General features: G+C 68.5%; 17 protein-coding genes. 4 read left to right on the forward strand and 13 right to left on the reverse strand.

Features of this window, described 5'->3' with window-relative positions; translation table 11 throughout:
- Positions 1–118: 118 nt before the first annotated feature.
- From acnA to dut, 4 genes are all read right to left on the reverse strand, one after another.
- The gene (acnA, locus tag ELQ92_RS10595; protein WP_128498923.1) at positions 119–2,962 is read right to left on the reverse strand and encodes an aconitate hydratase AcnA; all 2,844 of its coding nucleotides are present in this window, start codon (positions 2,960–2,962) and stop codon (positions 119–121) included.
- Positions 2,963–3,131: 169 nt separating this feature from the next.
- A complete protein-coding gene (locus ELQ92_RS10600) occupies positions 3,132–3,854 on the reverse strand; it encodes a DUF3159 domain-containing protein (protein WP_128498924.1) in 723 nt (240 codons plus the stop codon).
- A gap of 5 nt (positions 3,855–3,859) precedes the next feature.
- On the reverse strand, positions 3,860–4,471 hold the full coding sequence (locus ELQ92_RS10605) for a DUF3710 domain-containing protein (RefSeq protein ID WP_128499124.1): 612 nt from the start codon (positions 4,469–4,471) through the stop codon (positions 3,860–3,862).
- Positions 4,472–4,548: 77 nt separating this feature from the next.
- Positions 4,549–5,004, reverse strand: coding sequence for a dUTP diphosphatase (gene dut, locus ELQ92_RS10610; protein WP_128498925.1), 456 nt, complete (start codon positions 5,002–5,004; stop codon positions 4,549–4,551).
- Positions 5,005–5,044: 40 nt separating this feature from the next.
- On the opposite strand from dut, the gene ELQ92_RS10615 reads away from it, so the two are divergent.
- Positions 5,045–5,491: a DUF3093 domain-containing protein gene (locus ELQ92_RS10615; protein WP_243694975.1), complete on the forward strand. Its 447-nt coding sequence runs from the start codon at positions 5,045–5,047 to the stop codon at positions 5,489–5,491.
- A 2-nt stretch (positions 5,492–5,493) separates the two neighbouring features.
- On the opposite strand, the gene ELQ92_RS10620 is transcribed toward ELQ92_RS10615, so the two are convergent.
- Positions 5,494–5,787, reverse strand: a complete 294-nt coding sequence (locus ELQ92_RS10620; protein WP_128498927.1) for a DUF4193 domain-containing protein — start codon at positions 5,785–5,787, stop codon at positions 5,494–5,496.
- Positions 5,788–5,983: 196 nt separating this feature from the next.
- Between ELQ92_RS10620 and sepH the strand changes: the two genes are divergently transcribed.
- Positions 5,984–7,021 (forward strand): septation protein SepH, encoded by a 1,038-nt coding sequence (sepH, locus tag ELQ92_RS10625; RefSeq protein WP_128498928.1) that lies wholly within the window; start codon positions 5,984–5,986, stop codon positions 7,019–7,021.
- An 89-nt stretch (positions 7,022–7,110) separates the two neighbouring features.
- Here the strand turns inward: sepH and ELQ92_RS10630 are convergent, their stop codons facing one another.
- The gene (locus ELQ92_RS10630) at positions 7,111–8,241 is read right to left on the reverse strand and encodes an alkaline phosphatase family protein (protein ID WP_243694976.1); all 1,131 of its coding nucleotides are present in this window, start codon (positions 8,239–8,241) and stop codon (positions 7,111–7,113) included.
- Positions 8,242–8,306: 65 nt separating this feature from the next.
- Here ELQ92_RS10630 and ELQ92_RS10635 point away from each other — a divergent pair, with 65 nt between their 5' ends.
- The gene (locus tag ELQ92_RS10635) at positions 8,307–10,784 is read left to right on the forward strand and encodes a DNA gyrase/topoisomerase IV subunit A (RefSeq protein ID WP_128498929.1); all 2,478 of its coding nucleotides are present in this window, start codon (positions 8,307–8,309) and stop codon (positions 10,782–10,784) included.
- A gap of 128 nt (positions 10,785–10,912) precedes the next feature.
- On the opposite strand, the gene ELQ92_RS10640 is transcribed toward ELQ92_RS10635, so the two are convergent.
- Positions 10,913–13,009: a DNA gyrase/topoisomerase IV subunit B gene (locus ELQ92_RS10640; protein WP_128499126.1), complete on the reverse strand. Its 2,097-nt coding sequence runs from the start codon at positions 13,007–13,009 to the stop codon at positions 10,913–10,915.
- 170 nt (positions 13,010–13,179) lie between these two features.
- On the opposite strand from ELQ92_RS10640, the gene ELQ92_RS10645 reads away from it, so the two are divergent.
- Entirely contained in the window at positions 13,180–13,410 is a 231-nt protein-coding gene (locus ELQ92_RS10645) for a DUF7455 domain-containing protein (protein ID WP_128498930.1), read from the forward strand.
- Positions 13,411–13,497: 87 nt separating this feature from the next.
- Here the strand turns inward: ELQ92_RS10645 and ELQ92_RS10650 are convergent, their stop codons facing one another.
- From ELQ92_RS10650 to ELQ92_RS10675, 6 genes are all read right to left on the reverse strand, one after another.
- Entirely contained in the window at positions 13,498–14,571 is a 1,074-nt protein-coding gene (locus tag ELQ92_RS10650) for an alanine racemase (RefSeq protein ID WP_128498931.1), read from the reverse strand.
- A complete protein-coding gene (locus tag ELQ92_RS10655; RefSeq protein ID WP_166426768.1) occupies positions 14,568–15,284 on the reverse strand; it encodes an alanine racemase C-terminal domain-containing protein in 717 nt (238 codons plus the stop codon). The genes ELQ92_RS10650 and ELQ92_RS10655 overlap by 4 nt, the downstream gene beginning before the upstream one ends.
- A 34-nt stretch (positions 15,285–15,318) precedes the next feature.
- Positions 15,319–16,068: a type 1 glutamine amidotransferase gene (locus ELQ92_RS10660; protein ID WP_128498933.1), complete on the reverse strand. Its 750-nt coding sequence runs from the start codon at positions 16,066–16,068 to the stop codon at positions 15,319–15,321.
- A complete protein-coding gene (locus ELQ92_RS10665) occupies positions 16,065–17,342 on the reverse strand; it encodes a MurT ligase domain-containing protein (protein ID WP_128498934.1) in 1,278 nt (425 codons plus the stop codon). The genes ELQ92_RS10660 and ELQ92_RS10665 overlap by 4 nt, the downstream gene beginning before the upstream one ends.
- 7 nt (positions 17,343–17,349) lie before the next feature.
- Positions 17,350–18,681 (reverse strand): RNA polymerase sigma factor, encoded by a 1,332-nt coding sequence (locus ELQ92_RS10670; RefSeq protein WP_128498935.1) that lies wholly within the window; start codon positions 18,679–18,681, stop codon positions 17,350–17,352.
- A 263-nt stretch (positions 18,682–18,944) separates the two neighbouring features.
- A complete protein-coding gene (locus ELQ92_RS10675) occupies positions 18,945–20,264 on the reverse strand; it encodes an MFS transporter (RefSeq protein WP_128498936.1) in 1,320 nt (439 codons plus the stop codon).
- Between the last annotated feature and the right edge of the window lie 10 nt (positions 20,265–20,274).

Genomic DNA, 20,274 nt, shown 5'->3' on the forward strand with positions numbered 1-20,274 from the left:
CCCGTTCCTCGCCTCCGTCGTGTCGGTCTCCCCACTCTACGCAGCAGGGCCGGAAGGGAACGGCGACCGGCCCCGCCGAAGCGGAACCGGTCGCCGTCGAATACGGACGATCCCCGGATCAGACGAGGCTGCGGAGCACGTACTGGAGGATGCCGCCGTTGCGGTAGTAGTCCGCCTCACCGGGGGTGTCGATGCGCACGACCGCGTCGAACTCCACGACGGACTTGCCCTCGGGCGAGTGCTCCGTGGGCTCGGCGACGACGTGGACCGTGGACGGGGTCACCCCTTCGTTGAGCGCCTCGAGTCCCGTGATCGAGATCGACTCGGTGCCATCGAGTCCGAGCGACTCCCACGACTCCCCCGCCGGGAACTGCAGTGGGACGACGCCCATGCCGATGAGGTTCGAGCGGTGGATCCGCTCGAAGCTCTCGGTGATGACGGCTTTGACTCCGAGGAGGCTCGTGCCCTTCGCGGCCCAGTCGCGGCTCGAGCCGGAGCCGTACTCCTTGCCGCCCAGGACGACGAGGGGGGTGCCCTGCGCCTGGTAGTTCTGGGAGGCGTCGTAGATGAACGACTGCGGAGCGTCCGGCTGCGTGAAGTCGCGCGTGTACCCGCCCTCCACGCCGTCGAGAAGCTGGTTCTTGAGACGGATGTTCGCGAACGTGCCGCGGATCATGACCTCGTGGTTGCCGCGACGCGAGCCGTAGGAGTTGTAGTCCTTCCGCGCGACGCCGTGCTCGTCGAGGTACCGTCCGGCCGGGCTGTCACCCTTGATGGAACCGGCGGGGCTGATGTGGTCGGTCGTCACGGAGTCGCCGAGCTTCGCGAGCACGCGTGCGCCGAGGATGTCCGAGACGGGGGTCGTCTCCATCGTCATGCCGTCGAAGTACGGGGGCTTCCGCACGTAGGTCGACTCCGCGTCCCACTCGAAGGTCGCGCCCTCGGGCGTCGAGAGCGAGCGCCACCGCTCGTCCCCGTCGAAGACCGCACTGTACTCGTGCGTGAACATGTCCTTGTTGATCGACGAGTCGATCGTGTCCTGGACTTCGCTCGCCTCGGGCCAGATGTCCTTGAGGAACACGTCATTGCCCTCGGAGTCCGTGCCGAGCGCGTCGACCTCGAAGTCGAAGTTCATCGACCCGGCGAGAGCGTAGGCGATCACGAGCGGCGGGCTCGCGAGGTAGTTCATCTTCACGTCGGGATTGATGCGACCCTCGAAGTTGCGGTTGCCCGAGAGGACCGCGGTCACGGCGAGGTCGTTGTCCTGGACCGCCGTCGAGATCTCGTCGAGAAGAGGACCGGAGTTCCCGATGCACGTCGTGCAGCCGTAGCCGACGGTGTAGAAGCCGAGCTCCTCGAGGGACGACGTGAGGCCGGCCTTCTCGTAGTAGTCCGTGACGACCTTGGAGCCGGGCGCGAGGGTCGTCTTGACCCACGGCTTGACCTTGAGGCCCTTCTGCGCCGCGTTCCGCGCGAGCAGGCCCGCGGCGAGCATGACGGACGGGTTCGACGTGTTGGTGCACGAGGTGATCGCGGCGATCGCGACGGCGCCGTGGTCGAGCGTGAAGCCGGCTCCGTCGGACAGCTCGACCTTCGTGGGCTTCGACGCCGTGCGCGGCGCGTGACTGTGAGCAGCGAACTGGTGGTGGTGGCTGATGTCCTGCTCAGCGGGGGCGTGGGCGCTCTCCTCGTCCTGCGGCGTGAAGCCGATGGGGTCGGAGGCGGGGAACGTGCCCTCCACGGCCGCGTCGACCTGGGAGTGGCCGGGGGTCGTGTAGTTCTCGAGGTCGATCTCGAACTGCGACTTGGCCGAGGACAGCTCGATGCGGTCCTGCGGTCGCTTGGGCCCGGCGATCGAGGGGACGACCGTCGCGAGGTCGAGTTCGAGGTACTCGCTGAACGCCGGCTCCACCTCGGGGTCGTGCCAGAGCTTCTGCGTCTTCGCGTAGGCCTCGACGAGAGCGATCTGCTCGTCGCTGCGTCCCGTGAGCCGCAAGTAGTCGAGCGTGACGTCGTCGATCGGGAACATCGCGGCGGTCGAGCCGAACTCCGGGCTCATGTTGCCGATCGTCGCACGGTTCGCGAGCGGGACCTCGGCGACGCCGGCTCCGTAGAACTCGACGAACTTGCCGACCACTCCGTGACGACGGAGCATCTGCGTGATGGTCAGCACGACGTCGGTCGCCGTCACGCCGGTCGGGATCGCGCCCGTCAATTTGAAGCCGACGACCTTCGGGATGAGCATCGAGACGGGCTGCCCGAGCATGGCCGCTTCCGCCTCGATGCCGCCGACGCCCCAGCCGAGGACGCCGAGTCCGTTCACCATCGTGGTGTGGGAGTCGGTGCCGACACACGTGTCGGGGTACGCCCGGAGGACGCCGTCGACCTCGCGCGTCATGGTGACGCGGGCGAGGTATTCGATGTTGACCTGGTGGACGATGCCGGTTCCCGGCGGGACGACCTTGAAGTCGTCGAACGCCGTCTGGCCCCAACGCAGGAACTGGTAGCGCTCACCGTTGCGCTCGTACTCGAGCTCGACATTGCGCTCGAGGGCGTTCTCGCTTCCGAAGAGGTCGGCGATGACCGAGTGGTCGATGACCATCTCGGCGGGCGCGAGGGGATTGATCTTGTTCGCGTCTCCACCGAGGGCCTCGACGGCCTCGCGCATCGTCGCGAGGTCGACGATGCAGGGGACTCCGGTGAAGTCCTGCATGACGACTCGGGCCGGGGTGAACTGGATCTCCGTGTCCGGCTCCGCCGTGGGGACCCAGCCGCCGAGCGCACGGATGTGGGACTCGGTGATGTTCGCCCCGTCCTCCGTGCGGAGGAGGTTCTCGAGCAGGACCTTCAGACTGAACGGGAGCTTCTCGTGCCCCGCGACCGCATCGATGCGGTAGATCTCGTAGTCGGTACCGGAGACGTGGAGCGAGTCCTTCGCTCCGAAGCTGTTGACCGTTGACACGATGCCTCTCCTTCGTCGGCGCCGTCGGCGCTCTCCTGTCAATCTTGGTTTCCCCGAGCGCCCCCGGCTAGCAAGGAGGACCTAACTTCCGCGCCGTCGATCGCGAGGCTCGGTGAAGCCGTGATTTATCTCGATGTCGAGATAAATGCTACCGCAGACGACGACGGGGTCAGTCCCCGGGCCGCGTCGAGCGACGGATGACGGACCTGATGACGAGGACGGTGAGGACGAGCACCGGCGCGTAGAGCGGGATTCCCATGACGAGGCGCGTCGTGCCGAGCGCCTCGATGGCCCCGGAGTAGTAGAGCGGCAGTTGGACGATGAGCCTCAACGCGAACAGCCCACACCATACGAGGGTGAGCGCGGCGTAGATGCGGCGGAGCCGCGTGTCGGACCGCCACGACGAGCCGGTACCCGTGAGCAGACCCGTGATGACGCCGATGATGGGCCATCCAACCAGGACCGACACGAGCAGGACCACGAGGTAGGCCCCATTGGTCCAGAACCCGGGGATGTAGTAGTCCTCGGGCCGATTGTTCAGGAGAGCGAGGACCGCGGAGAGGGCGATCCCGAGGAGCCCGCCGATCGCGGGAGCCGTGGGTTGGCGCTGCAGCGCGCGCACCGCGATGAAGAGTGCGCCGACGGCGACCGGCACGACGATCGAGAGGACAAGGTCCGTCGTGAGCGTGAAAGCGACGAGGAAGAGGAGGCCCGGCAGCATCGCCTCGACGACCCCCCGCACGCCGCCGATCGCGGAGAGCACCGCGCGGCCGTCGAGCGACTCGGACTCCGAGAGCCGCCCGATTCCGGACGCGCGCGCTGCGTCCTGGAGTCGCTTGCGCGCGTCGTCGTCGGACGGAGACGCGGCGGGACCCGGCCCTTCCTCGGTCACCGGCGCTACTCTGCGGCGTCCGCTGACGCGGGCATCTTGAGCGGGATGAGATCGCGGGGCGGCATGGGCTGCGTACCGCGCACCACCACGACGCTGCGGAACAGGTCCTCGATCTTTTCGGCCGCATCGGCGGACGCGGCACCGGCACCCGCGATGACACCTCGGAGGAACCAGCGCGGGCCGTCGACCCCGACGAACCGGGCCGTCCGGGTCGTCGCTCCCGAGCCATCCGGCGCGGCGACCGGCACCTCGGCGCGAAGCTCCGGCCCGAACGGTCCGTCGACCTCCGCGACGGTGCCACCCTGGCGCGTGATCTGGTCGACGATCTGCGTGCGTGTCTCGTGCCAGAGACCCGTGGAACGGGGAGCGGCGAACGGCTGCACCTGGAGGGTCGAGCCCTCGTAGTCGAGTCCCACCGCGACGATGCGCTTGGAGCTCTCCTCCACTTCGAGGCGCAGGTTGAGGCCCTCCCGCGGCAGGACCTTCACGCCACCGAGGTCGATGTACGGCCGGACCGCGTTCGCCTCGGCCTCGTCGAACGGACCGTTCTCGGAGCGGTCCTCGGGAGCGGACTTCGCGTCCAGCTCGGGGTCCGCCTCGTCACCGGAGGTCGCGATCTCGTCGACGACGTCCTCCGTGGGCTCGACCGTCTCGACGCTCGTGGCGTCGAGACCCGTCGTCTTCTTCTTGCGCTTCACCGTGTTGCTCCTGTCTGGGTGCCGTATCCGCTCGAACCGAATCCACCGTCGCCGCGCGCACTGCCCGGCAGTGACTCCACCGGGACGAACCGTGCTCGCGTCACGGGCATCACGATCATCTGGGCGATCCTGTCGCCGACGGCGATGTCGTACGGCTCTCGCGGGTCCGTGTTGAGAAGGGTGACCTTTATCTCCCCGCGGTATCCGGCGTCGACCGTGCCGGGCGAGTTGACGATCGTGATCCCGTGCTTGGTCGCGAGTCCGCTGCGCGGAACGACGAAGGCCGCGAAGCCGTCGGGCAAAGCGATGGACACCCCGGTGCCTACGAGCGCCCTCTCCCCCGGCTCGAGTCTCAGCGATTCCGCCGACCTCAAATCCGCTCCCGCGTCGCCGGGGTGCGCGTAGCTCGGGAGTTCCGGCGCGATAATGAGAACGTCAACGCTTTCGGTCACGTGTCGAGGGTAGTGCAGAACATCGAACGAAGTGGGTGCGGTGCTATATCGCGAAAGACTCTGGCCGGCGCGATGGATCCTCGTCGCGACACTCCTCGTCGTGCCCGCGAGCGCGCTCGTCTTCGCGCCGCTCTCCTGGACGGTCGGGATCGTGGTCGGCGTCGTCCTCTATATCGGCTGCGTCGCGCTCTACCTCACCGCCGGTGTGCCGGTCGAGGTGACGGACGGGACGTTCCGAGCAGGTCGGGCCCGCATCGAACGACGGTACATCGCGGGCGCGAGCGCGTTCAGAGGGCCGGAGGCGACGGCGCAACGGGGACCGCACCTCGACGCGCGAGCCTTCCTCCTGCTGCGCGGCGGAGTGGACGGGCTCGTCCGGGTCGAGCTGTCCGACCCGGACGATCCGACCCCGTACTGGCTCGTCTCAACGAGAAACCCCGACCTGCTCGTCTCCAAGCTGATCGGGGCCGTCGCATCGAGGGAGTGACGTCAGGCGGCGCACTCCGCGCACATCGGGCCGAGCTTCGTCTCGTGGTCGAACTGCGAACGGTGCTTCACGAGGAAGCAGTTCACGCACGTGAACTCGTCGGCCTGAGGCGGAAGGACGACGACATCGAGGTCGAGGTCGGAGAGGTCGGCTCCCGGCAGGTCGAAGCCCGCGGGGTTGTCCGCGTCTTCGACATCGACGGCGCCCGACATCTTGTCGGGAACCCGCTCCTTGAGAGCCTCGATCGACTCTGAGTCGTCTTCGGTCTTCCGCGGGGCATCGTAATCGGTTGCCATACCCGTCCAAATCTGCTGTGTAGTCCAGTGAAATCGCGGCGTCAGTCTGCATCAATCGACTGCGAATAGCAAACCGATGTTCCGGCCTCCGACCGCGCTTCCTGATCAACTTCCGGCACGCCCTCGGTATTCCCCGGAATCCGCGCCACCCCGTGTGAGTATGAGGCGTCCGGAACTGATCCTGGAAGGCAGGCACATGCAGGATTTGAAGGTCGTCGGAGTGGAAGACGGAGCCCTCGTCGCCGCGACGGAGAACGGTGAGCGGTACCGCATCGTCATCGACGAGGTGTTGCACTCGTACGTGCGTCCACCGCGTCTCGAACAGAACACCGGCCCGCGCATCAGCCCGAAGGACATCCAGGCCCACATCCGGTCAGGAATGTCCGCCGAGGAGGTCGCCGAGCTCACGGGGGCCACCCTCGACTACGTCCGGCGCTTCGAACGTCCCGTCCTGGCCGAGCGCGAACACATCGTCGGGCAGGCGTTGAGCGTGCCCGTGATCGCACCCGTCGAGGCGGCCGACGGGGAAGAAGCCACGTTCGGGGCGGCGATTCGCGCCCGGCTCGAGTCGCTCTCCGCGACGGGCGAGCGCTGGACGAGCTGGAAGGACGCCGAGCAGGGGTGGATCGTCAAGGTGTCCTTCACCTCGGGCGAGGTCGATCACGACGCGCGGTGGACGTTCGAGCCCAAGCGACTGACGCTCTCGCCGCAGAACTCCGAAGCGATGACGCTGTCGCGGCAGGGCGAGATGCCGAACGGTCTCATCCCGCGCCTCCGCGCCGTCGAGCCCGACCGGAACACGCACGACGACTCCCGTTTCGACAGCGGCGCCTTCAAGGTCGAGCGCTCCACGGGAGACGACGAGCTCGTCGCCGTGCTCGAGCCGCTCGCCTTCGGCCGGCCGCAGTCGTCGTCGAAAGCGGCGGCGGCCGCAGCCGTCAACAGAGGCGACGACGGTGCCCCCTCCTCGACGCAGACCGCGGATCTGCTCGAAGCGCTCCGCAAGCGACGTGGCGAGCGCGAGCCGGCCGACTACCGCGGCTCGGATGCCTCCGCCTCCTCGCCCGGAACTCCGGCGCAACTCTTCGACATCCCGCTCGATGAGCCGGCCGACGCGACACCCGCTCCCACACCGGAGTTGACGAAGCCGCCGGCCCCGCCCGCCCGGAAGGGCCGCACCTCGATGCCGTCGTGGGACGAGATCGTCTTCGGGGCGCGCACCGACGAGGACTGAGTACTGCAGCACGCGGGGGCCCCTGTCCGAATCCGGAGCCGGGCCCCTCGTGTGCCGCCCGTCACGAGGACGCCGTCACGAGAGACCGGTCATTGACGCCAGGCGCCGAGACGGATGACGGGTACCGACCGCTCCTCCGGAGTCACGGACCCGTGCTGACCGACCATCCTGCGGCCCGGGACGTCGCCGTGGCGGTCGTCGTAGAAGGCGATGAGACGCCGCGGCGCGATCAGGACGTCGCCCATGCGGTCGCGGGATTCGGCGGAGACGTCGGTACCGAACCAGCCGGCGTCGATCGCTTCATCTCGTGTCGCGACCCAGGAGGAGTCTCCGAAGCGCTCGCTCCACGTCGCGGCGACAGCGACCGCCGCCGCCGGCTCCTCGAGTCCGAGATGCAGGAACCGCGGTTCGCCCGCCACGTGCCGGACTCCCGCCATGACGTCGACGTGCTGCGAGAGCAGGACGTGAGAGTCGTGGGGGACGTCGAGCATGCCGTGGTCGGCCGTGATGAGGATGCCCGTGCGGCGGGGCACGGCCGCGTCGAGGACGGCGACGGCCGAATCGAGACCCTCGAGAGCCGCGGTCCAGGCCGAGCTCTCCACGCCGTCGCGGTGCCCGACCTTGTCGAGCTCGGGGACGTAGACGTAGGTGAGGGTTCGCTCGGTCCGTGCACGCTCGGCCGCGATCGCGAACCGGGCGGCCACGTCGTCCTCTTCGACATACGGGGCGCCACGCAGGATCGCACGTGTCAGTCCTGAGCCGGCGAACTTCGCGGGCCCGACCGCGACGGCCGCGATGGGCCCGTTCCCGATGCGCTCGAAGACGGTGGTGCTGCGCTGCCAGGTCTCGGGCACCATGAGGCCGTCCCAGCCCGAGAGCTGGTTCACCACGCGGTCGTTGTCGCGGTCGATCGTGCGATACCCCACCAGGCCGTGCGTTCCCGGCCACGCCCCCGTGAGGATCGTCGTGAGGGCGGCGGCCGTGGTGCTCGGGACGACAGAGTCGATGTTCCGCGCCCGCGCCGCCACGAGGGTACGTGCATGACCGGACCGAGCGGCGAGGGCATGCGCTCCGAGCCCGTCGATGACGACGACGACGACGGAGCGCGCCGACGGCAGACCGAGCCGGCCCCGACGGCCGCCGAGCGCGGCGACCGAATCCGGAAGAACGTCGGCAAGGCTCACGGCGCCGGGTTTCACGATGGGTAGCATGGTCGGCATCGGGCCCAGTCTCCCATACCCGCACGGCCCTTCTCTCCCCACCCGCTCCCGCTTGGAAGCAAGGAATGACGCCCAGAAACACCGATTCCACTCGTCCCGCGAGCTCCAGCGGCGACGAGATCGCCGAACGCATCGAAGACGTCGACGTCTCGACGGAGATGCAGGGCTCGTTCCTCGAGTACGCCTATTCCGTCATCTATTCGCGCGCGCTTCCCGATGCCCGTGACGGGTTGAAGCCCGTCCAGCGGCGCATCCTCTTCCAGATGACGGAGATGGGGCTCCGCCCCGATCGTGGACACGTGAAGTCGGCCCGTGTCGTCGGCGAAGTGATGGGGAAGCTGCACCCCCACGGCGACACGGCGATCTACGACGCGCTCGTGCGGCTCGCGCAGCCCTTCACGCTCCGTGTGCCCCTCGTCGACGGCCACGGCAACTTCGGCTCCCTCGACGACGGCCCGGCGGCGCCCCGGTACACGGAGGCGCGGCTCGACGCCTCGGCTCTCGCGCTCACCGACGGACTCGACGAGGACGTCGTCGACTTCGTCCCCAACTACGACAACCAGTTCACGCAGCCGGACGTGCTCCCCGCGGCCTTCCCGAATCTGCTCGTCAACGGTGCGAGCGGCATCGCGGTGGGCATGGCGACCAACATGGCCCCGCACAACCTCGTCGAGGTCATCGGGGCAGCACGTCACCTGCTCGCGCACCCCGACGCGACCCTCGAGGACCTCATGGAATACGTCCCCGGCCCGGACCTGCCGTCCGGGGGGACGATCGTCGGCCTCGACGGCATTCGCGACGCGTACGCGACCGGCCGTGGAGCGTTCAAGACCCGAGCCCGGGTGAGTGTCGAGAACATCACGGCACGGAAGGCCGGTCTCGTGGTGACCGAGCTCCCCTACCTCGTCGGCCCCGAGAAGGTGATCGAGAAGATCAAGGACGGCGTCGGCAACAAGAAGCTGAGCGGCATCTCCGATGTGACCGACCTCACCGATCGGAAGCACGGGCTGCGACTCGTGATCGGGATCAAGACCGGCTTCAGCCCCGAGGCCGTCCTCGAGCAGCTCTACCGGTACACGCCGCTCGAGGACTCCTTCAGCATCAACAACGTCGCCCTCGTCGACGGCGGTCCGCGTACGCTCGGTCTGCGCGAGCTCCTCCAGGTCTACGTCGCGCACCGGCTCTCGGTCGTGACCCGTCGCTCGCGCTACCGGCTCGATCGTCGGCGGGAACGCCTGCACCTCGTCGAGGGGCTGCTCGTCGCCATCCTCGACATCGACGAGGTGATCCAGGTGATCCGCGCGAGCGACGACACGGAGCAGGCGCGTACTCGACTCATGGAGGTCTTCGACCTCTCGGTGGTCCAGTCCGAGTACATCCTCGAACTGCGCCTTCGCCGCCTGACGAAGTTCTCGCGGATCGAGCTCGAGGCCGAACGCGATGCGCTCCTCCGCGAGATCGAGGAGCTCGAGGCGCTGCTCGCATCCGACGCCGCGCTGCGCGCGCTCGTCTCGAGCGAACTCGAGGAGATCGCGGATCGCTTCGGGACGCCCCGCCGCACCCTGCTCACGGCCGCCCGACCGAGCATCGCCTCGACGTCGCGCTCGAAGAACGCTCCCGTCCTCGAGGTCGCCGACGTCGCGTGCCGCGTCTTCCTCTCGACGACCGGACGCATCGTGCGCGTCGATCTCGCAGAGGGGTCCGATGCGATCGTGCCGCCGTCGCGACGTTCCAAGCACGACGCCATCCGCTCAGCCCTCGACACCACGAGCCGCAGCGAGATCGGTGCGATCACGTCACGTGGCCGGATGGTGCGGTTCAGCCCCGTCGATCTGCCCGTGGTCCCGCCGCAGAGTGTGCAGCTCGGTGCCGGCGTGAAGGTCTCCGACTATCTCGCACTGACCGACCGCGGCGAGAAGGTGCTCGCCCTCGTGGCCCTCGATGAACAGCGTCCGATCACCCTCGGAACCACAAGCGGGATCGTCAAGCGCGTCGCTCCCGGAGAATGGCCCGCGCGACCGGACGTCGAGATCATCACGCTCAAGCCGGGAGACGCCGTCGTGGGAGCGGCGCCGGCCGCCGACAACGACGAGCTCGTCTTCGTCACCGACGACGCCCAGCTACTGCGCTTCGCCGCCTCGTCCGTGCGTCCGCAAGGGCGCTCGGCCGGGGGCATGGCGGGCATCAAGCTCGGGTCCGGGGCCACGGCCGTGCACTTCGGCGTCGTGCCCGCCGGCTCCGAGGCCGTCGTCGTCACGATCGCGCACAACTCCACGACGCTCGATGGCACCGACCCGGGAAGCGGAAAAGTGTCCGACTTCTCGGAGTTCCCCGCGAAGGGGCGCGCGACCGGTGGCGTCCGCGCGCAGCGCTTCCTCCGAGGTGAGGACGAGATCGCACTCGCGTGGGTCGGCGTCCCGCCCGCCCGCGCGCTCGGCAGCGACGGCTCGCTCCGGACTCTTCCCGAGAGCGGAGCGAAACGGGATGCGTCGGGCGTGACCCTCGACGCGCCCGTGGGTTCGATCGGAGCGCCGATCGCCTGACGGCTCCCCGCGTGTTCGGGAGTCGCGACCACCGACCGGCACCCCCTGGATTGACGGGAATCAGCGGTGCAGACACCGGATCACCGCTGATTCGCGACGACCGAACGGAGTGTGGTGCGACTCGAGCGTCAGACGTCGATGCGGTCGCGGGAGAGTCGGTCGGAGCTGTCGATGATGAACTCCTTCCGGGGAGCCACATCGTTGCCCATGAGCAGTTCGAAGACGGTTCCGGCCATCTCCGCGTCCTCGATGCGCACGCGGCGGAGAGTCCGGTGCGCGCGGTCCATCGTGGTGGAGGCGAGCTGTTCCGCGTCCATCTCACCGAGCCCTTTGTAGCGCTGGATCGGCTCCTGGTAGCGCTTGTTGCTGCGCTTGAGCCCCGTGAGCACGCCCTGCAACTCCTGTTCGGAGTAGGTGTAGAGGACGTCGTTCGGCTTCGAGCCGGGGTTCATGACGACCACCCGGTGAAGCGGCGGCACGGCGGCGAAGACCCGACCGGCCTCGATGAGCGGACGCATGTACCGGAAGAAGAGGGTGAGGAGGAGCGTGCGGATGTGCGCGCCGTCGACATCGGCGTCGCTCATGAGGATGACCTTGCCGTAGCGGGCCGCATCGATGTCGAACGAGCGCCCCGAGCCGGCTCCGATGACCTGCAGGATCGACGCACACTCGGTGTTCGAGAGCATGTCGCTGACCGACGCCTTCTGAACGTTGAGGATCTTGCCGCGGATCGGCAGGAGCGCCTGGAACTCGCTGTTGCGCGCGAGCTTCGCGGTGCCGAGCGCCGAATCGCCCTCGACGATGAACAGCTCGGTCGATGCGACGTCGCTCGATCGGCAATCGACGAGCTTCGCGGGCAGCGTCGAGCTCTCGAGGGCGTTCTTCCGCCGCTGCGTCTCCTTGTGGGCGCGAGCCGAGATGCGCGTCTTCATCTCCGCGACCACCTTGTCGAGCACGAGCGCCGTCTGCGCTTTGTCCTCCCGCTTGGTGGAGGCGAACCGTTCCTTGAGGCGCTCGCCGACGACGCTCGCGACGATCGCACGGACGGCCGGCGTGCCGAGCACCTCCTTCGTCTGCCCCTCGAACTGCGGCTCGGGCACGCGCACGGTCACGACCGCGGTGAGTCCTGCGAGCACATCGTCCTTCTCGAGCTTGTCGTTCCCGACCTTGAGCCGCCGAGCGTTCTGCTCGACCTGTGCACGGACGAACTTGAGGAGACCCTGCTCGAAGCCGGCGTGATGGGTGCCGCCCTTGGGCGTCGCGATGATGTTGACGTAGCTGCGCACGGTCGTGTCGTAACCGGACCCCCAGCGCAGCGCGATGTCGACGCTACACGTCCGGTCGACCGCCGTGGGCACCATGGCACCGGAGTCCTGGAGGACGGGCACGGTCTCGGAGAAGGTGCCGTCCCCCGTGAGCCTCCAGGTCTCGGTGACCGGGGCATCGTTCGAGAGGAAGTCGACGTACTCGGAGATCCCGCCGTCATAGCGGAACTCCGACACGGCGGGGGCCTCCCCCGTCGCGGCCGTCGCGCGGGCATCGTCGATGCGGATCCCGAGCCCCGGGACGAGGAAAGCGGTCTGGCGAGCCCGCGCGTGCAGGTCGTCGACGTTGAAGGCCGCTCCGGGCGTGAAGATCTGCCGGTCGGCCCAGTACCGGACGCGCGTGCCGGTCACACCCTTCGCCACCTTGCCGACGGCGCGCAGTTCGCTGCGCTTCTCGAAGGGGGTGAAAGGCGAGTCGGGACTGCGGCCGGCGGAGTCGTCGAAGATACCGGGTTCGCCGCGGTGGAACGACATCGCCCACGTCTTGCCACCGCGGTCGACCTCGACATCGAGCCGCTCCGACAGCGCGTTGACGACGGAGGCGCCGACCCCGTGCAGGCCACCCGATGCGGCGTAGGACCCGCTGCCGAACTTCCCGCCGGCGTGGAGCTTCGTGAAGACGACCTCGACGCCCGAGAGCCCGGTCTTCGGCTCGATGTCGACCGGGATGCCGCGCGCGGTGTCGCGCACCTCGACGCTGTCGTCTGCGTGGAGGACGATACCGATCTCGGTCCCGTGACCGGCGAGGGCCTCGTCGACCGAATTGTCGATGATCTCCCACAAGCAGTGCATGAGCCCGCGGGAGTCGGTCGATCCGATGTACATGCCGGGCCGCTTCCGTACGGCTTCGAGGCCTTCGAGGACGGAGAGGTGGCGTGCGGAGTAGTCGGTCACGGATATCCAGCCTACTTCGGGCTCCGCTCCGAACTCCGATCGACACGGTCCTCCACAGCGGGAACGACGGCGGTACGCGCACAGCGAAATGCTCGGCAACGGGGCAGAAAGCCCCCACCGCCGTGGTTGTATTGGAAGACCACGCAGAACGTAGTAGGTCGAACAGGAGGAGCCCCATGGAATACACCACAAGCCAGGGCGAGCAGCTCGAGTCGAGCGCTCCCCAGCTCACGGCCGCCGACCGCTGCGACAGCTGCGGTGCACAGGCGTACATCCGCGTCGAGATGAACTCGGGAGAGCTCTTCTTCTGCGCTCACCACGGGCGCAAGTACCAGGAGAAGCTCACGAGCGTCGCTCAGAGCTTCCACGACGAGTCCGCTCGACTCCTCGAGGACACCCGCGCCTGACGGAAACCGTCCGACACGACGAGGAACGGCCGCCACGACATCGTGGCGGCCGTTCGTCGTTTGGGAGCGTCTCGGCGTGCGCGATGATCACCCGCCGTCGATGACGCGCCGCTCGATACGAGAAGACAACCGCACGACGATCTCCTCCCCGATCGTGCCGAGGGCGTCCGCCCATTCCTGCAGCGTGGCCTCCCCGCGATCCTCGCGCCCGAAGAGCGTGACGACATCGCCGACGCGGAGATCGGCGTCCCGGACAAGCGTCTCGGTGAGGCCGATCGAGACGACTGCGCGACGACCACCGCTCGCCGCTTCGAGTCCCTCGACGTCGCCCGGCAGTAGTCCGTCGGCCGTTCCGATCGGGAGAACCGCGACCGCATCGTCACCCTCACCCTCCACGGCCACGACCCGCGCGTGCAGCGACATGACCGGGATCAAGCCGAGCGACGCCGGCGACACACCCCCGCCCGGCGCGATCCCGTACCCGAAAGCGCCGACCCTGACGAGATCGAACCGGCTGTCGGCACGACTGAAGGACGCCGCGCTCGCCGCGAGGTGATGGACGAGGTCCGCTCGGCGCTCGGGCGCGACCTCGAGCGCCGCGCGCTCGAACGCGGCGATCGATACGGAGTCCTCCTCGTCCGACGCCTCCGCGATGTGCGTCCAGAGTCCGACGAACTCGACGCGCCCCGCACGGGCCTCCGCCTCGATCGCCCTCACGAGCGCCGGCCAGTCCTCGGCTCGTGCGCCGGCCCTCCCGAGCCCCGTGTCGATCTTCGCGTGGATCCGAGGGAGGACGTCCCGCCGCGGGCCGTCGGTCGTGGAGACGATCCGACGCAGCTGCTCGACGCTTGATACGCCGAGCTCGACACGCGCGGCCGCCGCGGGACCGTAGTTCTCGTCGGCGGCGAAGAGCCACGCGAAGAGCCGGACCGACTCCGGCAGGCCCGACGCGCGGAGTTCGATCCCGACTCCCGGATCGAGCACACCCACGAATCGGACTCCCTCGGCGACGGCCGCCCCGACGATCGGACGGATCCCGTGACCGTAGGCGTCATTCTTCACGACGACCATGATCTCGGCGGGGGCGACCCGGCTCCGCACGCGGAGCAGGTTGGCGCGGTAGGCGTCGAGGTCCACCTCCGCCCACACGTCGACGCTCATGCCCCGATCCGTTCGACCCGCGGGGCGATCCCCGCCGTCACGGCGGCCGGATCGACCTGCAGAGCAGCGGCCCAGTCGACGACGGACGGTTCGCCGGCATCGGGGTCGCCGAAGAGCACGACGGGGGCGCCATCGGCGACCGCACGATCGTCGAGGAAGACGACGAACACGTTCATCGCGACCCGACCGACGACCGGGAGCCGCTCTCCGTCGATCAGGACCGAGACCGTGTTCCCTGCGTGACGGTGGACACCGTCGCCGTAGCCGACGCCGACGAGCGCGGTCCGCCCGTCTCGCGGCGCCCGGTAGGTGTAGCCGTAGGAGACACCGTCTCCCTCGCGGATCGCCTTCGTCGACAGCACGCGGGAGCGCAACGACAGCGCGGGCGCCGAGACTCCGTCGAAACCGTAGAGGGCGTCGCGTCCCACGCGCTCGTCCGGGCGCTCGGAGAGCGGGGAGATCCCCGCGGCCCTGATCTCGTCGATGCGCCCCGGTGCGACACGGCCGACGACGACATCGGCACCGGGAACGAGCGCTGCCGTCCGGAGAGCGTCATCGACGGTCGCCGCGAAGAGCGACCGGGCCCCGGCAGCGCGCGCTGCCGCCGCCACGCGGACCGTCCCGTGACCGTAGCCGTCGGCCGAGACGTCGACGAGAACGGGTCCCGACGCCTGGGTCGCCGCGATGTTGCGGGTCAGGGCATCGACGAACACTCGTGCTTCACGGACCGGGCCCATTGTCGCGGCGTCAGATCGTGCTGAAGACGTGGTCGATGTTCGCGAGGATCACGGCGCGTGCCTCGGACGCGAGCCGGTCGAGCTCCCCATGCGCCGACGCAGCGCGCCAGTCGATGCCGCGACGCTCGAGAGCACGCGCGATGAGGAAATCCGTGAGCACCGGATTGAGTGGGAGGACCGGTCCCTGCACCCGGGTCCCGATCGCGTTGGCGACCCGGATACCGTCCTCCGAACCCGCGGTCCCCGTGACTCCGGCGGTCACCCGGCCGAACGCCACGGCGCCCTCCCCTCGCGTCGTGACGGTGCGGTGGTCCTCGAATCCGACGACGGGGCCGACCGGGGACTCCACGACGAGGTAGCCGGCGTGGCGCGACCCCGCACGATCGGTCGTGATCGGGAAGATGCCGAGACCCGCGATCGTCTCACGCTCGGGGCTCAGGATGCGCTCACCCAGGAGCTCCATACCGGCGCCGACGGCGAGCAACGGGATCCCCGCTGCAACCCAGTCGGTGAGCGTCGGCGCGAGACGGCGAGCGTCGTCGAGAACGGAGCGCACGGCGGACAGCGGACCGTTGCCGATGACGACGATGTCGGGACGCTCCGGCAGCGGGTCACCGACACGGTGGTGCCGGACCGTGGCGGACGCCTCCGCGCGCTCGAGTCGCGTCGCGATCGCGAGCACATTGCCGCTGTCGCCCGTGACTCCGAGTTCACCGGGGTAGAGCTGCAGGATGTCCACGGTCTGACCCGCGGCGGTCATCGTGCGATCTCCATGTCACCCTGTCCGACGAGCTTCCGTGCGTACATCATCTGCTCGTAGTTCACGATCCAGGCCTTCCGACCGTTTTCCGGTTTCGGCATCGCTCGCATGATCTCGAGGCCCTTCTTGAGCTCCGGCTCGACATGGTGCACGGGGATTCCGGCGTGCTCGAGTCGCAACGCGACCTGCCAGCCCTTCGCTCCCGAGATCACGTCGACGTGGTCGAGCGCCGAGAAGTCGACGTCGTAGATCCAGGAGATGTCCGGAGTGCCCTCGTCGATCGCGAGCAGGACCTGCTCGGGCGGCGTGTCGAAGGCGTCGAGGTTCAGTTGCAGGCTCGCGCCGTTCTTGAACATCGTGATCTCGACGTCCTCCTGACCGAACCGCAGCAGTTCGCCGCGGCCATATGCCGGTCGCATGACGCGGAAGGCCTCGACGGCGCGTTCCGCGGAGAACTGCGACTCGAGCACGAGCCGGGCGGTCTGCAGAGCCGCTGCGGCGTCGACCGCGTAGTGCAGCCCGCGAGCGGGCAGGACGATGTCGAGGTCCTCGCCCCCGATCTCGATGCGCGCGGTCGTCCCCGACCATGCGACGACCTCGGACGCGGCATCCACCTCGCCGACCGCATCGGTGTCGCGGAAGTCCTCGGCGTTCACCAGTCCGTGCGCCGACGCCGCGACGACCTCGGGACTCGCACCGAAGAAGGACACCACGGGACGATCGCCGGGGATCTTCCGTCCGACCTTGCTGAGGTAGGGGTCCTCCCGGTTGGTCACGACGTGCGACGCGGCGAGCACGCCCGTGTCGATCATCATGTCGGCGACCCGCTCGGTCTCGTAGAACCGGAAGAGCTGGTCGACCTGGACATTGAGCATGAGGACGATCGACGGCCGGAGCGTGCGGGCGAGCTTGACGGCGTACGCCTCGTCGATTTCGAGGACCGCGACGTCGGCCGAGAGCCTGCCGGTGATACTCACCTCGCTCAGCAGGGCGCTCGTGACGCCCTGCGGCAGGTTCGCGCCGGTCGGGTTCGTGAAGACCCGGAGACCGTGCGCCCTGAGGAGCTCGGAGACCATGTGCGTCGTCGTCGACTTGCCGTTCGAGCCGAGCACGAACACCACTCCGCCGGGAAGCTGGTCCGGGAGGCTCGGCAGGTAGCTTGGCGCGAGCCTGTTGACGAGGTGACCGGGGTAGGCCGAGCCACCACCACGCGCACGGGTGGCGACCCTGGCCAGACGTCCGATGAGGATGGGCAGGGTGTAACGGAGTCCCATCGTCGATCTACTCGAGGTAGTCCCGCAGCGACTGCGACCGGCTGGGGTGCCGCAGTTTCGCCATGGTCTTCGACTCGATCTGCCGGATCCGCTCGCGAGTGACACCGAAGGTGTCACCGATCTGGTCGAGCGTCTTCGGCATACCGTCGCCGAGACCGAAGCGCATCCGGATCACTCCGGCCTCGCGCTCGGAGAGGGAGTCGAGCAGGCTCTCGAGTTGCTTCTGCAGCATCGTGAAGCCGACGGCGTCAGCCGGCACGACGGCCTCCGTGTCCTCGATGAGGTCACCGAACTCGCTGTCCCCGTCTTCGCCCAGCGGGGTGTGGAGGGAGATCGGCTCGCGGCCGTACTTCTGCACCTCGATGACCTTCTCCGGGGTCATGTCGAGTTCGCGGCTGAGCTCTTCCGGCGTGGGCTCACGGCCGAGGTCCTGCAGCATCTGCCGCTGCACACGGGCGAGCTTGTTGATCACCTCGACCATGTGGACGGGGATGCGGATCGTGCGGGCCTGGTCCGCCATGGCACGGGTGATCGCCTGCCGGATCCACCAGGTCGCGTACGTGGAGAACTTGAAGCCCTTCGTGTAGTCGAACTTCTCGACGGCACGGATGAGACCCAGGTTGCCCTCCTGGATGAGGTCGAGGAACTGCATCCCACGGCCCGTGTAGCGCTTCGCGAGCGAGACCACGAGCCGGAGGTTCGCTCCGAGCAGGTGGCTCTTCGCGCGCTGCCCGTCCTTCGCGACCCACAGGAGCTCGCGCCCGAGCTGAGTGCGCTTCTCCTGCTCGCTCAGGTGCGAAAGCTTCTCCTCCGCGAAGAGGCCTGCTTCGATACGCATCGCGAGCTCGACCTCTTCGGCGGCGTTGAGCAGCGCGACCTTACCGATCTGCTTCAGGTAGTCCTTGACCGGGTCGGCCGTCGCACCCGTGATGGCCGACGAGTAGACGGGGACCTCGTCCTCGTCGTCCGACATGGAGAGGACGAGGGCCCCCTGAGGGAGCGGTTCGGCGACGGTGATGGGAGCGGCGTCCTCGTCCGTGTCCTCGGTCGCGACCGCCTCGGGAGCCGCGTCGTCCGCGACGTCAGGGGTCTCGGCGACATCGGTGTCGGCGGTGTCGACATCGTCGACCGTCTCGACGTCATCGGCCTCGGCGTCGTCGCCGGCGGGAGCAGCGGCCTTCTTCGTGGTCGCCGCCTTGGTCTTCGGGGCCGCCTTCTTCGGGGCTGCCTTCGCGGGAGCGGCCTTCTTGGCGGCGGTCTTCGTCGTCGTCGTCCGTGTGGTCGTCTGCTCCTCGTCGACGACGGACTCGGCCTTCGTCGGAGCGGTCTTGGTTGCCATTGCGAACACCTTTCGGTCCGAGCGGCGTGAGATGTGCGCCTACCGGGCTCGGGTTGCGTTGTCGGACAGAATCGTCGAGCTGCACCGTCCGTCGTCCACCGCGCGGTCCGCGGCGGTTTTCGGGCAGTACTTGGACCCATGTCAAGTCCCGGACGGCGCTCGCCGATCGTGCGATCAGCTTCCGTCTCGATCGCGGCGAACCGACGATCCCGGGGCCCGAACGGGTCCGTACACCATTATACCCACGGATCCCCGGCTGGCCGTCATCCCCTCGACCGCCTGAGCCTCCGGAGGAGTGCAACCCAGATCGGGCCGACGTTTATTCCCTCGTCGTCGGAGAGACGCGACCGCACGGTCCGGCGGGTGAGGATGAGGAAGACCACCCCGATCCCCACGACGACGTACTGCACGACGAATGCGACGCGGAAGGAGTCGAGCCGGTACAGGTCCGCGTTCGAGGCCGCCCCGTGTCCGAGCAGATCGATGACGACGCCGATCAGGAACATCATCACGAAGCTCGCGAGGAAGCCGCCGACGTTGACGACGCCGTTCGCCGAGCCGAGCGCACGGGCGGGATTGTATGTGCGCGCGTAGTCGAAACCGATGAGCGAGCCGGGTCCGCCGATCCCGAGGAAGACGAGAAGGACGACGAGCACGCCGAGCGGGGGCGTGCCGGGCCAGAGCAGGAGGACGGTCCACGCCGAGAACACGAGGAGGACGACGAGGAGCACGAGGTTGCTCCGCCGGTACGGGAAGCGCGCGCTCAGGATGCCGAGGAGAGGGCCGAACACGACGCCGGCCGCGACGATCACGAGCAGCATCGCCGCCGCCAGGTGCTCGTCGAGACCCAGCCCGTAGACCATGAAGGGGAATCCCCACATCAGGGAGAAGACCGTCCCGCTCGACTGGGACACGAAGTGGGCCCAGAATCCCAGCCGGGTCCCCGGTCGCCGGAGACTCGAGACGAGCAGGTCGAGGGACTGGCCCCAGCTCGACGCGCGCGGGCCCTCGATCGAGTCGGCGGGGCGGTCGGAGACCGACGCGACCACGACGACGGTCGCGAGCACGGCGAGGGAGGCGATCGAGAGGAACGCGGGGGTCCACCCGATCGAGTGAAGCAACCAGGCGAAGGGCACGGCCGAGAGGATCTGGCCGAGCTGCCCGAGGTTTCCGACCCACTGGGAGAGCTGCGGAACCGTCCGGCCGGAGAACCAGGAACCCACGAGACGCATGACGGAGACGAAGATCCCGGCGTCTCCCAGACCGACGAGCACTCGACCGAAGATCGCGATCGCGATGTCGGGGGCGATGGCCAGGACGATTTGCCCGACGGCCATGAGCGCCATCCCCGTGATGAGGAGGACGCGTGGCCCGACCCGGTCGATGAGAACACCGACCGGGATCTGCGCCGCGGCGTAGACGACGAGCTGGACGACCGCGAGACTCGAGAGCGCTGCGGCCGACACCTCGAAGCGGCCGGCCGCATCGACGCCGGCGACACCGAGGCTCGTGCGCTGCAGGATCGCGACGATGTAGGCGGCGATCCCGACCCAGAACACCAGCCAGGACCGACGCGAATTCACACCGTGAGTC

Origin of the sequence: Labedella populi, from assembly GCF_004078655.1 — a bacterium.
Taxonomy (GTDB): Bacteria; Actinomycetota; Actinomycetes; order Actinomycetales; family Microbacteriaceae; genus Labedella; species Labedella populi.

Excerpts from the sequence above, each read along its gene's own strand:
- ELQ92_RS10620 (WP_128498927.1), bottom strand. The coding sequence starts at position 5,787 with ATGGCAACCGATTACGATGCCCCGCGGAAGACCGAAGACGACTCAGAG.
- sepH (WP_128498928.1), top strand. The coding sequence starts at position 5,984 with ATGCAGGATTTGAAGGTCGTCGGAGTGGAAGACGGAGCCCTCGTCGCC.
- ELQ92_RS10630 (WP_243694976.1), bottom strand. The coding sequence starts at position 8,241 with ATGCCGACCATGCTACCCATCGTGAAACCCGGCGCCGTGAGCCTTGCC.
- ELQ92_RS10635 (WP_128498929.1), top strand. The coding sequence starts at position 8,307 with ATGACGCCCAGAAACACCGATTCCACTCGTCCCGCGAGCTCCAGCGGC.
- ELQ92_RS10645 (WP_128498930.1), top strand. The coding sequence starts at position 13,180 with ATGGAATACACCACAAGCCAGGGCGAGCAGCTCGAGTCGAGCGCTCCC.
- ELQ92_RS10650 (WP_128498931.1), bottom strand. The coding sequence starts at position 14,571 with ATGAGCGTCGACGTGTGGGCGGAGGTGGACCTCGACGCCTACCGCGCC.
- ELQ92_RS10660 (WP_128498933.1), bottom strand. The coding sequence starts at position 16,068 with ATGACCGCCGCGGGTCAGACCGTGGACATCCTGCAGCTCTACCCCGGT.
- ELQ92_RS10665 (WP_128498934.1), bottom strand. The coding sequence starts at position 17,342 with ATGGGACTCCGTTACACCCTGCCCATCCTCATCGGACGTCTGGCCAGG.
- ELQ92_RS10670 (WP_128498935.1), bottom strand. The coding sequence starts at position 18,681 with ATGGCAACCAAGACCGCTCCGACGAAGGCCGAGTCCGTCGTCGACGAG.